12 protein-coding genes are annotated in these 14747 nt (G+C 49.1%); 3 read left to right on the forward strand and 9 right to left on the reverse strand.

Going from position 1 to position 14747, the window contains the following annotated elements:
- Positions 1 to 38: 38 nt before the first annotated feature.
- The 4 genes from KZE55_RS08155 to KZE55_RS08170 form a co-directional block, all read right to left on the reverse strand.
- Positions 39 to 974 carry an L-lactate dehydrogenase gene (locus tag KZE55_RS08155; RefSeq protein WP_222258077.1) on the reverse strand — a complete coding sequence of 312 codons (936 nt, stop codon included), beginning with the start codon at positions 972 to 974 and terminating at the stop codon, positions 39 to 41.
- Between the two features lie 67 nt (positions 975 to 1041).
- Positions 1042 to 2436, reverse strand: a complete 1395-nt coding sequence (locus KZE55_RS08160) for a flavocytochrome c (protein WP_222258078.1) — start codon at positions 2434 to 2436, stop codon at positions 1042 to 1044.
- A gap of 25 nt (positions 2437 to 2461) precedes the next feature.
- Positions 2462 to 3850, reverse strand: a complete 1389-nt coding sequence (locus KZE55_RS08165) for a class II fumarate hydratase (protein WP_222258079.1) — start codon at positions 3848 to 3850, stop codon at positions 2462 to 2464.
- A 352-nt stretch (positions 3851 to 4202) separates the two neighbouring features.
- Positions 4203 to 5831 carry a malolactic enzyme gene (locus KZE55_RS08170; protein ID WP_082126048.1) on the reverse strand — a complete coding sequence of 543 codons (1629 nt, stop codon included), beginning with the start codon at positions 5829 to 5831 and terminating at the stop codon, positions 4203 to 4205.
- A gap of 129 nt (positions 5832 to 5960) precedes the next feature.
- Here KZE55_RS08170 and KZE55_RS08175 point away from each other — a divergent pair, with 129 nt between their 5' ends.
- Positions 5961 to 6842 (forward strand): LysR substrate-binding domain-containing protein, encoded by an 882-nt coding sequence (locus tag KZE55_RS08175; RefSeq protein WP_222258080.1) that lies wholly within the window; start codon positions 5961 to 5963, stop codon positions 6840 to 6842.
- A gap of 68 nt (positions 6843 to 6910) precedes the next feature.
- Here the strand turns inward: KZE55_RS08175 and KZE55_RS08180 are convergent, their stop codons facing one another.
- From KZE55_RS08180 to KZE55_RS08190, 3 genes are all read right to left on the reverse strand, one after another.
- Positions 6911 to 7498, reverse strand: coding sequence for a peptidylprolyl isomerase (locus tag KZE55_RS08180; protein ID WP_222258081.1), 588 nt, complete (start codon positions 7496 to 7498; stop codon positions 6911 to 6913).
- Positions 7499 to 7526: 28 nt separating this feature from the next.
- Positions 7527 to 8573 (reverse strand): zinc-dependent alcohol dehydrogenase family protein, encoded by a 1047-nt coding sequence (locus KZE55_RS08185; protein WP_222258082.1) that lies wholly within the window; start codon positions 8571 to 8573, stop codon positions 7527 to 7529.
- A gap of 70 nt (positions 8574 to 8643) precedes the next feature.
- Entirely contained in the window at positions 8644 to 10194 is a 1551-nt protein-coding gene (locus tag KZE55_RS08190; RefSeq protein ID WP_261313234.1) for a plasmid pRiA4b ORF-3 family protein, read from the reverse strand.
- Positions 10195 to 10325: 131 nt separating this feature from the next.
- Between KZE55_RS08190 and KZE55_RS08195 the strand changes: the two genes are divergently transcribed.
- The gene (locus KZE55_RS08195) at positions 10326 to 11711 is read left to right on the forward strand and encodes a DUF2252 domain-containing protein (RefSeq protein ID WP_222258083.1); all 1386 of its coding nucleotides are present in this window, start codon (positions 10326 to 10328) and stop codon (positions 11709 to 11711) included.
- Between the two features lie 199 nt (positions 11712 to 11910).
- On the opposite strand, the gene KZE55_RS08200 is transcribed toward KZE55_RS08195, so the two are convergent.
- A complete protein-coding gene (locus KZE55_RS08200; protein WP_222258084.1) occupies positions 11911 to 12075 on the reverse strand; it encodes a hypothetical protein in 165 nt (54 codons plus the stop codon).
- Positions 12076 to 12214: 139 nt separating this feature from the next.
- Here KZE55_RS08200 and KZE55_RS08205 point away from each other — a divergent pair, with 139 nt between their 5' ends.
- On the forward strand, positions 12215 to 13252 hold the full coding sequence (locus KZE55_RS08205; protein WP_222258085.1) for an aldose epimerase family protein: 1038 nt from the start codon (positions 12215 to 12217) through the stop codon (positions 13250 to 13252).
- Between the two features lie 228 nt (positions 13253 to 13480).
- On the opposite strand, the gene KZE55_RS08210 is transcribed toward KZE55_RS08205, so the two are convergent.
- The gene (locus KZE55_RS08210) at positions 13481 to 14647 is read right to left on the reverse strand and encodes a D-alanyl-D-alanine carboxypeptidase family protein (protein WP_222258086.1); all 1167 of its coding nucleotides are present in this window, start codon (positions 14645 to 14647) and stop codon (positions 13481 to 13483) included.
- Between the last annotated feature and the right edge of the window lie 100 nt (positions 14648 to 14747).

Raw genomic sequence — 14747 nt, forward strand, 5'->3', positions numbered from 1 at the left:
TTTCTCTCCTAAGTAATTTCCTATATCAAATCAATTATTTACAGCTCTACCCCGTCTAAGACTTCCTTCATCTTAGCAGCAGAGTTAATCATCTTTTTACTCTCTTCCGCAGAAAGGTCATGTTCAATTACCTTGACAATTCCACTGGTGTTAATAACGGCCGGTACCCCGAGGTAGAGGTCCTTGACACCATATTCACCATTAAGTGGTGCGGAAATTGGCAGGGTCACGTTGCGGTTCTCCAAGATGGCCTTAACAATGTAAGCCAGACACTTAGCAACCCCGTAGAAGGTTGCTCCCTTATGGGCAATGATTTCGCCACCACGCTTCTTAACGGCTTCTTCGAGAGCGGCGTAATCATCAGTGGTCAAGTCGGTAGCCGTCTTGAGTGGTTCACCATTAACGGTGGCTTCATCAAAGGCAGCAAACGAGGTATCACCGTGTTCGCCCATGACGTGGGCATCAATTTCACTAACTGACACATCCAGTTTTTCCGCTAAAAGGACGTTCAACCGAGCGCTATCTAACAAAGTCCCGGTTCCAATGACCCGTTCCTTGGGGAAGCCCGCCAGCTTTTGCGTCAAAGTGGTCAGGATATCAACCGGGTTGCTGGAAACAACGAAAATCCCGTGGAAGCCACTGTCAACGATTGGTTGAACAATGCTCTTCAAAATCTTAACGTTCTTGTTAACCAAGTCCAAACGGGTTTCTCCAGGTTTCCGGGGAACACCAGCAGTGATGACAGCAACATCCGCATCACTAGCGTCACTGTATTCACCAGAACGAATAATTGTTGGGGATTCCAGTGGGGTAATATCTTGCAAATCTAAGGCATCACCATGTGCCTTATCCTTATTAAGGTCAACGATTACCAATTCATCAACTTCTGGCGTTGTCTGTAACAACGAATATGCAAATGATGAACCAACCGCACCATCACCAACTAAGAGAACCTTGTGGCGACGTTTAATCATAAAAAATTCCTCCCATAATTGAGAATTAAATAATTGCTAGAGGCTCAGCTGAGCCCCAAATAAGGTCTTACTTCAGACCACGTGCGTACAGGGTAACCTGTTGACCTGCTTGACGACCAAAAACAATCGTTTCAGCGATTGAGTTACCACCAACCCGGTTGTTACCGTGTAATCCACCAGCAACTTCACCAGCAGCAAAGAGACCCTTGATAATGTCACCATTACCATCGAGAACTTGCGTCTTTGGCGTAATGTGAATACCCCCCATTGTGTAATGGATAGCGGGTGCAATGTGGATTGCGAAGAAGCCTGGCTTGGTGATGCCCCGGTCCATCCCGGTTGTCCGGTGGAACTGCTCATCATCATGGTTCTCCACAGCCTGGTTCCAGGTGTTAACCGTTGCCTTCAGCGTTGCTGAATCCATGTTTAAGTTCTGGGCAAGGTCTTCAATGGTGTCCCCATGAACGACTAAACCAGTCTTGTCATAAAATTCAATGGCCTTGGCCCGATCCCGGATCCCCTGGTCAAAAATCAGGTAGGCGCTGTGTTCTGGTAATGCCGTGATGGCGTTAGAAACAATCTTCCGGGTATTCAGTTCGTTAACGAACCGTTCCCCCTGGGCGTTAACCAGGATAGCCCCTTCACCACGAACTGCTTCACCAATCAGGTAAACGTGCGGGTGGTCCTGCTGAACCGTTGGGTGAACCTGAACCAGGTTCATCTGCATCAGTTCTGCGCCAACGTTTTCTGCCAGCTTCAGACCATCACCAGTTGCGCCGGGCTGGTTAGTGGTCTTGTAGTCCTTCAGGTCAGGGCGGAAACGTTCGATGTATTCCTTTGAGGCACCGAAACCACCAGTGGCCAGGATCACCGCCTTGGCATCAACCTTCTTAGTGAGGTCACCTGACTTAACTTCCACCCCGTTGATCCGGCCATCAGCAGCTTGACGGAGCTTAGTAACCTTCGTGTTGTTGAATACTGGAATGTTCTCCTTTGCAACTACACCAAGGAGGCTCTTTACCAAGAAGCCACCAATTGGGGCCATACTTGCGGGACGGTGGGTCCGCTTCTTCGACATTCCCCCGGTGACGGTAATGTCGTCCAGCTTAATGTCGTGGTCAGCTAACCAGTCAACAGCCGGGGCAGTGTGGTAAACGAAGTAACCGAGCATGTCCTTGTCGTTCAACCGGCCACCGTCCTTGTAGGTTTCGTGGTAGAAATCGGCGACGTTATCAATTACCCCGTGCTTTAATTGGACGTTGGTTTCCGCCGCATTCATCCCGGAAGAGGCCCGGTTAGTGTTACCACCAAGCTCTTCCTCCTTTTCTAACACGGCTACCTTCATCCCCAGTTCGTTGGCCTGAATTGCGGCAGCTAACCCAGTCCCACCAGAACCGATGATGACAACATCATAGCTGTCCTTTAATTCACCAACTGATAATGGTTGAAAATTTTCTGCCATTATTAAAATCTTCCTTTCTCAATGACTAGTCCTTACGGTCCGCGTTAGTCATCTTGAGCATGTCCATCCATTCGTCGTACTGTTCTTCAGTAACCTTGCCAGACTTCAATGCCGCTTCCTTCAGGGTACTGCCGGCCTTATCAGCAGCTTGGGCAATTTTGGCACTGTCGTGGTAACCAATGTGTGGTGACAAAGCAGTGACAGTCATCAGTGAGTTGTCAACCAGTTCAGCCATCCGCTTTTCGTTGACGGTCAGGCCCTTGACGCAACGGTCAGTGAAGCCAGTAATCGTGCCGGCCAGCAGGTCAGCCGATTCAAGGAAGGCGTCAATCATAACTGGCTTATAAACGTTCATTTCGAAGTTCCCTTGTGAAGAAGCCATGGTAACAACGGTATCGTTACCGAAGACCCGCAGTGCAGCCATCGTAACGGCTTCTGCTTGGGTTGGGTTAACCTTACCTGGCATGATAGAGGAACCCGGTTCGTTAGCTGGAATGTTTAATTCGTCGTAACCAGCCCGGGGACCAGAAGCCAAGAACCGAATATCTTGAGCAATCTTAAACATATCAGCGGCCAGGGTCTTCAAAGCACCGTGAACAACGTCTAAACCAGAGTGGTTTGCCAGGCCGTAGAACTTATTGCTCTTGGCAGTCAGGTTCAACCCGTAAACGGCAGAAAGCTTTTCAGCAATCTTTTCTGGCATACCTTCAGCCGCGTTCAGACCAGTACCAACAGCGGTCCCACCGATTGCCAGCTCGTTCAGAGTTGGTTCCAAAGTCTTAATGTAGTCTAAGTCGTGTTCCAAAGCGGCCACGTAGCCAGAAACTTCTTGACCAAACGTCAACGGAACGGCATCTTGCAGGTGGGTCCGGCCGACCTTAACCGTCTTCCAGTACTTATCCTGCTTAACCTTTAATTCGTCAATCAAGTGTTGAACGGCTGGCTTCAGCTTGTCGAGAGCTTCCAGGGCAACCACGTTCATTGCTGTTGGGAAGGTATCATTAGAACTTTGCCCCTTGTTAACGTCGTCGTTAGGCAAAATTTCAATGTCCGGGTTAAGTTGATGGGCCTTGTGGGCAACAACTTCATTGGTGTTCATGTTGGTTTGCGTACCAGACCCGGTTTGGTAAACCTTCAATGGGAAGTCCTTCCGCAAATCTTCATCACTTAATGCGAGCAATTCATCAATTGCCTTAACAATCAAGTTACCCTTCTCATCAGAGATGGCCTTGGTTTCCATGTTTGCTTGAGCAGCAGCCTTCTTAATGTTCAGTAGTGCATGGATAATTGCTAATGGCATGTACTGACCAGTAGGGAAATTGTTACGACTCCGTTCAGTCTGTGGTCCCCATAATGCGTCTGCAGGGATTTTTACTGGACCGAGAGTGTCTTCTTCTGTTCGGTAATCTGACATAATAAATACCTCCAATGTATTATCATGCAATAACAACTTGTGAAATATTACACATTATTACGCCGTTATCGTAACGCATTATAAATATGATAGTCAAATCTTTAAGATTCTATAAATTTCACTTATGGTCTTGACGAAGATCGGCGAAGTGATAGCCTTTTCAGCCGGTGTAAGAATTTGTTTCACAAGTGCTTTTAAAATAAAAAATCGCTTGCAATTTTGAAAATAAATCACAAGCGATTATCATTTCACGGTTAATATCACAAGGCAATTATACATTTCTAATGTATAAAGTCTGATAAGTCGTTATCCGCTAATAAATTTCTCTCAACAGCCAAATTAATTTTGTCTTTTAGTATTTGGCCTCCCAGGTCATTTCCTCAACGGCTTTTTTGGCATCGTTAATACCTTCACCGGCCAGGCCCTGGTTAATTGCGGACTGGGCAACCGTGATGGCAACCTTCTTGGAGAACTCTGTCAGCTTATTAACTGGTGGCAAGACCGCTGCCCCCGGCTGGTCAGGGTCAACAATGCCGCTCAGGGCGTGGGCTGCCGCCGCAATCATGTCGTTGTTCAATACCTTGGCTTGGGCAGCAAGAGCCCCGAAGCCAACGCCAGGATAGATTAACGCATTGTTGGCCTGACCAATGTCATAGGAAACACCGTTGTAGTCGATCGTGCCGGCAGGAATCCCGGTTGCTACCAGTGCCCGACCATCTGTCCACTTCAACAGGTCCGCGGCCTTGGCCTCAGCCAGCTTGGTTGGGTTGGAGAGTGGGAAGATCACCGGCCGCTTCGTGTGGCTGGCCATCTCCTTGACAACGGCTTCGTTGAATGCCCCCGGCTGGGTCGATGTCCCAATCATTACCGTTGGGTGCACTGCCTTTACCACGGCGAGCAAGTCGGTCAACTCATCGGGGTTATCGAATTCCACCCGCTGGCGGGTAAATGGCTTCTGCTTTGGCGTCAAGCCTTCCGTATCATCGAAGAGTAGCCCCTGCTTATCTACCAGGTAGAAACGCTTCTTGGCTTCTTCTGGGGAGAGGCCTTGCCGGACCAACTCTTCAAAGAGCATCTTGGCAATTCCCATTCCAGCGGTACCGGCACCAAAGGTCAGGAAGGTCTGGTCGGTGATCTTTTCCTTGGAGATGTTCATCGCACCGAGGACCCCGGCCAGGGATATGATTCCGGTTCCCTGAATATCATCGTTGAAGGTCAGAATCTTATCCTGGTACTTATCGAGGATCTTAGCGGCGGTTCCCCGTCCGAAGTCCTCAAAGTGGAGCAGGCTCCTAGGGAAGAGGCCTTCAACTTCGGTAACGAAGCGGTCAATGAAGGCAAAGTATTGGTCACCCCGGACCCGTTTCTCTCGGTTACCTAGGTAGTTAGGATCGTTAAGTAACTTTTCGTTGTCGGTCCCGACATCAATAGAAACTGGCAGGACCTGGGCCGGATTAATTCCGGCAGCTGCGGTATAAACCATCAGCTTGCCGACTGAAATGTCAACACCGTTAACCCCCCAGTCACCAATACCGAGGATTCCTTCCGCATCAGTAACCACAATCAGGCGGATATCCCGGCCGTCAGCAGCATCCGCTAATTCTTCTTTAATATCTTCGGGGTGGTTGATGTCCAAGTAGGCAGCATCCTGGGGCCGGAGGTAGCGTTCGTCATACTGTTCGATTGATTCGGCAATTACCGGGTCGTAAACCACCGGCATGAATTCCGTGATGTGCTCCTTCATCAGGTAGAAGAAGAGGGTCCGGTTGGTATTAAAGATCTCCATTAAAAGGTGGCGCTTCTCAATCCCACTATCCTTTGATTCGTAGAGGGCGTAGGTTTCTGCCGCCTGCTCTTCAATCGTCCGGACATGGTTAGGAAGTAAGCCCAATAGGCCGAGTTCTTTTCGTTCCGCCATCGTAAAGGCCGTTCCCTTATTCTTAAATGGATCGTTTAAAATTTGCATTCCCTTGCGCATCACTTAGTCACTTTCCTTTGCTTAATGATTGTCCCTATCATAGTCGGCCCGTAAAATTATAGTCAAATTTATGCATGCTATAAATATAATTAATATACCCGATTGCTATCACTGATACAGAAGGAATCAATTATGAAGATCAAAGATTTAGAATATTATCAAAAATTAATTCAGGAGAAAAATTTTTCGAAAGTTGCGGCTGATTTTAAAGTCAGCCAGCCCACAATCACGATGTCGATTAAACGCCTGGAAAGTGACTTTGCGACGACCTTCTTTATCCGGGACCATGCCCACAAGGAACTCCACGTTACCCCGGCGGGCCAGCAGTTTGCCAACCATGTCAATGTCATCCTGAACGAGCTCACCATTGCCCGCCAGGAAATTGACCGGACTAAGTCCACCCGGATTCGCTTTGGCTTGCCGCCAATCATTGGTAACTATTACTTTCCACCGCTGACGCCCATGCTGATGCGGGCCAATTTGATGCCCCTTCTCGACACCTTCGAGCACGGGTCACGGGAGCTGCTAAAGATGCTTGAGCATGGCCAACTCGACATTGCCCTCCTCGGTTCACTCGAGTCACTTGACCAGCCCTGCCTAAAAACGGAGGAGTTTGCCCACTACCCCTTCAAGGTGATCGTTAGTAAGGACCATCCCCTGGCGAACAAGACAGCGGTAACCTTCCGCGAGCTTAAAGACGAACAGTTCATTATCCCTGGTAGTGAGTTTTTCCATGAGCAGGCCTTCAAGCAGATGTGCCACGACGCCCACTTCCGTCCCCACGTCCTGTTCCGGACCCCCGACATCCACGTCATTAAGGCAATGGTGGCAGAAAACCTCGGTATTTCCTTTTTGACCAGCCTGGCAATTTCACCGGCCGATCAGGTGACCACCTTAGATATTACTGATGATGACCAGCCCCACTTTCGCTTATCCCTGGCCCGGCGGGAAACCACGCTTTTATCAAGTAATGAAGAGAAGCTCTGGCAGCTGCTGGTGAAGCAGGGTAAGTAAATATTTAAAAAGCCGCTGACGTTCAAGATTGAGCGCCAACGGCTTTTTTGTTCTGGTTGCTTTTTATATTACTTTTCAATCGTAACCTTTTCCATTACCACGTCGTCTTTTGGCTTGTCCATCTGATCACGGGCAACCTTACTGATCTTTTGGACAACATCCATCCCCGAAATCACCTGGCCAAAGACGGTGTGACGGTGGTCAAGCCACGGTGTTCCACCGTTCTCCTTGTAATTGTCAATCACCTCTTGGGGGTAACCGACCGCCTTCATTTCATCCAGCATGTTTTTTGGCACCCGGGTTGCCGAAACGATAAAGAACTGGCTGCCATTCGTGTTGGGACCCGCATTAGCCATCGAAAGGGCCCCGTTAAAGTTAAAGAGTTCCGTTGAGAACTCATCTTCAAACGCCCGGCCGTAAATGCTTTCGCCACCCCGGCCAGTTCCAGTCGGGTCACCGCCCTGGATCATGAAGTCGGGGATAACCCGGTGGAAGATGACCCCGTCGTAGTAGCCCTTTTCAGCCAGCTTAGTGAAGTTTTCAACTGTCTTGGGAGCTTGCTTTGGGAAAAGTTGGACCTTGATCTCACCCTGGTTAGTCTTGATGGTTGCCTTTGGACCAGTTATCTGGTCTAAGTTTAACTGTGGATAGTTCATAACATTTCCTCATTTCTTATTGCCTTTATCAGTCCTTATTAATCCGCAGGACACACGCACCCTTAATATTACCACCCTTGACGTGACGGAGGGCCATATCCGCCTTTTCAAACGGGTATTCAGTAACGGCCGGTTCAATCTTGAGCCGGTCTGCAAGGGTCAAAAACTCTTCACCATCACGACGGGTATTACTCTCAACGCTGGTTAGGACCTTTTCGTGGAAAATATCGTCCTGGTAGTTCATGGTTGGGATATCCGACATGTGAATTCCGGCCAGGGCCAGAGTTCCCCCTGGAGTCAGGCTCTTTAAGGCTGGCAGGACCATGTCACCAACCGGGGCGAACATAATAGAAGAGTCCAACGGTACGGGCGATGGGTCGTAAGCGCCCTGAGCAGAAGCGCACCCCAACTGGAGGGCAAATTTCTGAGCATCCTTTCCCCGAGTAAAGACGTGTACTTCAATCCCTTGGGCTAAGGCAATTTGGGCGGTAATGTGAGCTGAACCACCAAAGCCGTACAGACCGAGACGACCACCGGCGGGGACATTAGCTCGCTCAAATGCCCGGTAACCGATAATGCCGGCACACAGCAGGGGTGCCGCCGTCAGATCGTCAAAGCGGTCGGGAATCCGGTATGCAAATCCTTCAGGGACAGTAACATATTCGGCGTAGCCACCATCGTGGTCCCAACCCGTATAGATTGAGTGGGGACAGAGGTTTTCATGACCGGATCGGCAGAATTTGCATACCCCACAGGCGTGACGGAACCACGGAATTCCAATCCGTTCACCCAGCTTGAAGCGCTGTGTTTCGGGGCCCTGGGCAAACACCTTACCGACAATTTCGTGACCGGGGGTAACATGTTCGTGGTGGACTGGCAGGTCACCCTCCGTTACGTGCAGGTCAGTGTGACAAACTCCACAGGTCAGAACCTTGACAAGTACTTCGCCCCGCTGCGGCTGGGGTACTGGCTTTTCGACCAGTTTAATGGGTGCCTTTCCCCCATCAATTGGTCCTGGAGTAGTAACCGCCCATGCTCGCATTGTTTCTGGAATGTTTTCACTTTCACCTGACATCTTAAGTCCTCGCTTTCCTGATTTTATTTCCTATTGTAACGCTAAGCCGGAATTTGTGAATAACATCACCTTATTCATAGCGGTGCTGGAGACGGGCAATCTGCCCGCCCCACTGGTTCTGCTTTGCCTTGAGATCAATCTCATGATTGATTGTTGGGTCATCCTCAGCCGCCTGCATTAAGCCCGCTGTTCCTCCAATGTTCTCAATAATGCCGCTACCATAGCCATCTAATAGGTAAGCGTGACGGGTATTCTGCAGAGGACGTGTGGTAGTCACCTTTTCAATTGTAATGGTAAATACCCACGAATCCCCAAAATCATATTCCAGGAGAAATTCATCCCCCGGGTTAAATTCTCCTAACCAGTGGGCCGTCAATGCTTCCCCGGTTTGCTTGCCCCGGTTAAGGACTGGCAGTTGATAAACGTTTTTCCCAACATGAAGTTCGAAGAGGTGGTCTCCGGTGGCCCCAAAGCTGGCAAGAACTTGAAAGCAGAGTTTATCAAGCCGGGTGTCCCCACCGACCTCAAATTCCCGCCACATGGTTGGTCGGTAACCTTTCAAAACTGCCCGTACTTTTAACCGCTTTTTGACCATCGACCGTGAGCGCCCCAGGTTCTGCCGTTGCCGGGTCAATTCCTCCTGCATATTATGTAAAAGCTGCTGGAGGCGGAACAGGTACTGTGGTGAGTGCCGATCCTCCAGACCCTGGCCGGCCGCCTGGATAAAGTTATCAAAGTCCTCATCAGTAAAAAAGTACTGGTAGTGCATAAAGTGACCAAAATCATTGAGGGCCGCTACAATTGCCTTGGCTTCCGCATCAGAGATGTTTTCCTCCGTGATTTCCTCATAGTGGAGGAGGTAGTAATACGGTAGGGTCAGATCATCCAACGGTGAAAGGCCCCGGGCCTCACAGTAGGAACAGTATTCCTTTGCGATGTCCTTGTCCCGGTCGATCACCTGGTCATTTTTTTGCCGTTCTCCCAGGTACTTTTGGTAATCCGTCAGGAAAAGCTGGCTCACGGCGACAGCACTGGTAATGTCAACTAGTGATTCATCATGGTAAAGATAGCGACGATTTTGTTCATTAAAGGTCGGGTGGGCCGGTAGGTGAAAACTATCGAGGGAATACTTCTCAAACATGTCCATAACGGGAATTGTATCCTCCAGCTCGGGATCTATTACCCGGAGTTTATCCGCCAGTTGAAGTGCAATCTCCGTATTGTTAGGTTGTTCATCCCAGTCGATCAAGGCCCCCGTTCCCGTGAGCATTTCCTCACACTTCTTGAGCTGTCGCGCGATGGCGTGCGTCTTTAAATATGTAAACCGGACCGTGGCCAACTGACCATCACGAATCAAACGAATCTTGGCGTGGGGCAGGCTGGCAGCCTCCATCAGACGTAGAAATTCACGTTTGAAGGCGGTGATAAACGACCGGGAGTCGTTAAAGCGCTGCGGGTGGCGGACAATTACTGGCACGGCGAGCTGGTTATTCATTATGACCATAAAGTCATCAATGAGGTGTACCGACCAGGCCTGAGCATCATTTAAATCCTGTTCAGCAACTTCATGCGGGTTAACATGCAGGTGTTGAGCAAAAGAGCTATCAACTGCGATAATCACTTAAACCCCTCCTTCATTATATTCACTTTCATTGTGACAGATTGACCTTTTGATGACAAACATTGTTCCCTAAACTTAAAGAAAATACTAAAATAGGTTTATTAAAACTGTGACCGGAAAGGAAGCTCACCATGATCAATTCACAGCTTGATATTTTTGACTTGAAGCGATTACAAATTCCCAAAAGCAAACACGAACTGGTGGAAGGGGGAAAGCAACAGCAAGCAGCAATCCCGAGTTCTCAACTGGCAACTTTCACGCCAGTTGACCGTGATCCCGTCGCCGCCATTGACCTAACCGAGTCCAAGATGATTCCTGAGCTTCTTCCCCTGCGCCACGAGCGGATGCTTGCCAGCCGCTTCTCATTCTTCCGGGGAACGGCCGAACTAATGGAACAGGACCTCAAAAAACAGGCCCAAAGCAATATTCCAATCGTCATCAGTGGGGACGCCCACGTCAACAACTTCGGCTTTTACGCCTCCCCCGAACGGCAACTGTTATTTGGCCTTAATGACTTTGACGAAGCGCGGATTGGCAACTGGGAAAGTGACCTGAAGCGGCTGCTGGTCAGCGCCGAACTGGCGGGCGAGGAAAATGGCTTTGCCAAGGCCGACTTATACGACTTGCTCCAACTAGTCACTAAGACCTACCGTCACGCCATCAAGCGCGCTAACCGGATGACGCTTTCCGATGTCTTCTACTTTTCCTTTGAGATCAATAACATGATTCGGACAATCGATTCGTTGGGGGATGGTAATGTCCAGATGAACTACCACCTGCAAAAAATCATGAAGAAGAGCCAGCACAGTAACTCCGAAGAAATTATCCAAAAGATGGGAACAGCGGATGAGCGGGGTAACCTGGTCTTTAAGGACAACCCGCCCCGCGCTAAACACCTGGGACCCATCCTCTACCAGCAGGTTGTTGCTGGCTACAAATTTTACCGGCAAAACGCCAGGGAGGACGTCCGTGTCCTCCTCGCCAACTTCCACATTTCGGACATTATCCGCTACAGCGTCGGTGTCGGTAGCTTTGGGACCCGGTGTTACTTGATTCTACTGACGGGAATTGATGGTAGCCACCTTGTCCTCCAAGTCAAGGAAGCCCTACCTTTACGTTACAACCTGCTTAATCTCCAGGTCCAACAGGCCATCCAAAATGGGATTCAGGCGGGGCGCCGGATTGTGACCGCCCAGCGGGTTCTTCAGTCAAGCTCCGACCCCTTCTTGGCCAGCACACGCTTTGGCGGACGGAGCTACTACGTCCGTCAGTTCCGTGACATGAAGGGATCCATCAAGGTTAACAAGCTCGACTTTGACAGCTTCCAACTGTACTGTCAGGTATGTGCCCTTCTCTTGGCAATGGCCCACACTGAGAGCCCGACTTCACCAATGATCCGGGGTTACCTCAAACATCAAAAGGTCTTGGATAAGGGTCTCGCCGACTGGTCACTACGCTATGTCGACCAGGTGACTGCCGACTATACCGCCTTCAAAAAGGCTGTTGAAAAAGGATAAAGCTGGAAAAAAGCATCAGAGTGCGCCTCCTGCTAGTATTGGCCGATCGTTAGCGCGCGGCCGTAATCAATGACTTGCTTCGTGGTGCTAGACATTAGGAGCACGCTTCGACGTGAAGCTAGTCTATAGTTTTCCGCGATTACTGTGTAATATTCGAAGACAGAAAAAAGAGGTGGGGAAATGCAATTTTCCCCGGCCTCTATTTACCCTTTCCATTCTCACCGTAACGTTTCTGTTCCGCAATCATACTGCTCTTGCGTTTGTGTTTATGAATAAACTCGTCTTCGGCCGCAAAGATCATCAAGAAGTCGATGAAATTGCGTTGAAAGCTCTTCTTGAAACGTGGCCACCAATCCTGCCGCATTTTGCCATCTCCTTTATGACTATTTTATCCCCTTCACCATTAAACAGACAATCTTTCCTTCATTTGTTCATCACTTTGTAAACTGTGGTAGAATATTATGTATACATAAAGCGCTTACTTTCAAGGAGGAATTTAATTTATGGATATCGTTAAAGTGCCATTTGGCAAATTTAATGGCCAAGCTGTAACTAAGTATGTATTGACTAATGACAACGGCGTTCAAGCCGGAATCTTGGACTTTGCCGGTTTACTGCAATCTTTCAAGGTCCCGACCAAGGATGGCGGTAAAGCCGATATGGTTTTGACTTCCGAAAACTTAGATGAATTCACCGGGAATGGCTTCTGCACCAACCGTCTGATTGGTCGGGTTGCCGGCCGGATTGGCGACGGTGAATTTAAAATTGATGGTAAAGAATACCACGTTGAGCAAAACGAAGGAAAGAACACCCTCCACGGTGGGAAGAACGGGTTCTACAACCACGTTTGGCACGTTGACGGTACCAAGTTGACGGACAATGCCGTTTCATTGACCCTCAGCTTAACCTTAACACCAGAAATGGATACTTTCCCGGGTAAGATGCACGTTGTCGCTACCTATACGCTTGACAATAACGATAACCTGAGCCTGAAGTTCAGCGCTACCACTGATGCCGACACCCTCTTCAACCCAACCAACCACACTTACTGGAACCTATCAAACGCTGCTGCAAAGACGATTGATAATTTAAAACTCTACGTTAACTCCAAGAACCACTTGGCCGTTGACGATGGTAAGATTCCAACGGGTGAAAAGGTTGCCAATGCCGGAACCCCGTTTGACTTTAGTACACCTACTAAGCTAGCTGATGCCTTAAAGCCAATGGCCGCAACGAAGGAAAATGGTTTTGACGACATTTGGGAAGTTGAACCAAGCCTGGACAAGCCTGTTGCTAGCCTTGAAGATCCAGAAAGCGGCCGGAAGATGACCTTGTACTCTGACCGGAACGGTTTGGTTATGTACACCATGAACTCTGACGACCCAACAGTTTACAACCACGGCAAGGTCCAGCCACACATGGGGATTGCCATGGAAGCCCAAACCCTTTCTGACACGCCACACCATCCTGAATTTGGTAACGTCGACCTTCACCCTGGTGAGGAAAAGACCTACACTATTAAGTGGCACGTTGAATACTAAATTAATGTTTCGTAAATACTTAAAAGAGGGTGAGAAAAAGCTACAATTTTTCTCACCCTCTTTGTATTTTTCGAATATTACATAGTAATCGCGGAAAACCATAAGCCAGTGTCTAGCGTTGCGTAGCAAGTCCATTGATTATGGACGATCATCGGCCTATGCCGTGCCGACTATCGTCCTGTACTAGCCAAAGGCGCACCCTGATGCTTTTTTCCTAGCTCTTGTTTTTTAAAAGAACGTCTTTTGAATTGCGTGGGTACTCTTAACCGGAACCTTCATGGTTGGCAAGCCGGCCGGGTGAAGTTTAACTGTCCCCACCTTTTCTCCCTTCTTCAAAGGTGCTTGAAGCTTACCGGTCACTGAACGGTGCTGCTTATCAATTTGAAGGGACGGCTTTGCCTGAGCCCAAGTTGTGTTCTTAGGCAGCCAAACCGTCACTGGCTTAATAAGGGCTAGCTTCGTGGAATGACGTTTCTTAGCGTGGACCACCCGCTGTGTCCGCAGGGCCTTAGGTAATCCTTTGATACTCGTCAGCGTTTGGGGCTGGTAACTGGCGGCCAGCTGTTCATAGAAAGCCTTCTGGTTCTTGGATTGGTCATTCCAGTCGCCCTTAGTATGGAGGGCAACAACGATGACCCGCCGACCAGCGTACGTCCCGGTGCTAACAATACACTTACCGGCTGCATCCGTATTCCCCGTCTTCAGGCCGTCAATCTGCCAATCCTTTGGTGCCGCCCCATTCTGCGGTAGCAGGGAATTGATGTTTACCATGTGCTCCTTGTGGTCGGCACTAACGTCAAAGTCAGCAAACTTTTCCTTAGTAATATTGAGCGTTTCCGGATACTTTTCAATCACGTACTCGGAAATCAGGGCCATATCACGGGCGGAAAAGAGGTTCTCCGCATTTTTATTGACCCCCTTAATGGCATTTTTCCCCAAGTCACCATTAGGTAAGCCAATCATGTTATAAATCTTGGCATCGTGGACACCCGCGGCGTGGGCAACGCACTGCATCTTCTTGTTGAAAGCGGCCGTACTCCCAGCACTCGCCAATGCCAAGGCTTCCGTGCTCCCATCAGCAGAAGCCAGCATCATTGAGTCAACCAGCTGCTTAACACTGTACTTTTCCCCAGCGTTCAACTGGACATTTGAGAAATGCCAGTCGTTGGCAACCTTAGCGACTTCCGGCGTGATTGTAATCTTCTGCTTCCAGCTCATCTTGTGGTCACGAATGTCCTGTTCGATTACTGCCAGTGTCAAGATTTTGGTGACCGAAGCAACGGGGTAACGCTTGGTAGCGTTCTTTTGGTAAAGAACCTGGCCACTTTCAGCGTCAATCGCATAGGCGGCCCGGGCTTTCATGTTAAAGAAGGCTGGGTTCTTCCCGCTAGCCATTACGCCGGTAATTCCACTAACAATGCTGATGTTTAAACTGATTATAATCAGCAACACCCTTATAACTAATTTTTTAATTACTATCACTCCCGCTTATTTC

The organism is Limosilactobacillus panis, from assembly GCF_019797825.1.
GTDB classification, from domain to species: Bacteria; Bacillota; Bacilli; order Lactobacillales; family Lactobacillaceae; genus Limosilactobacillus; species Limosilactobacillus panis_A.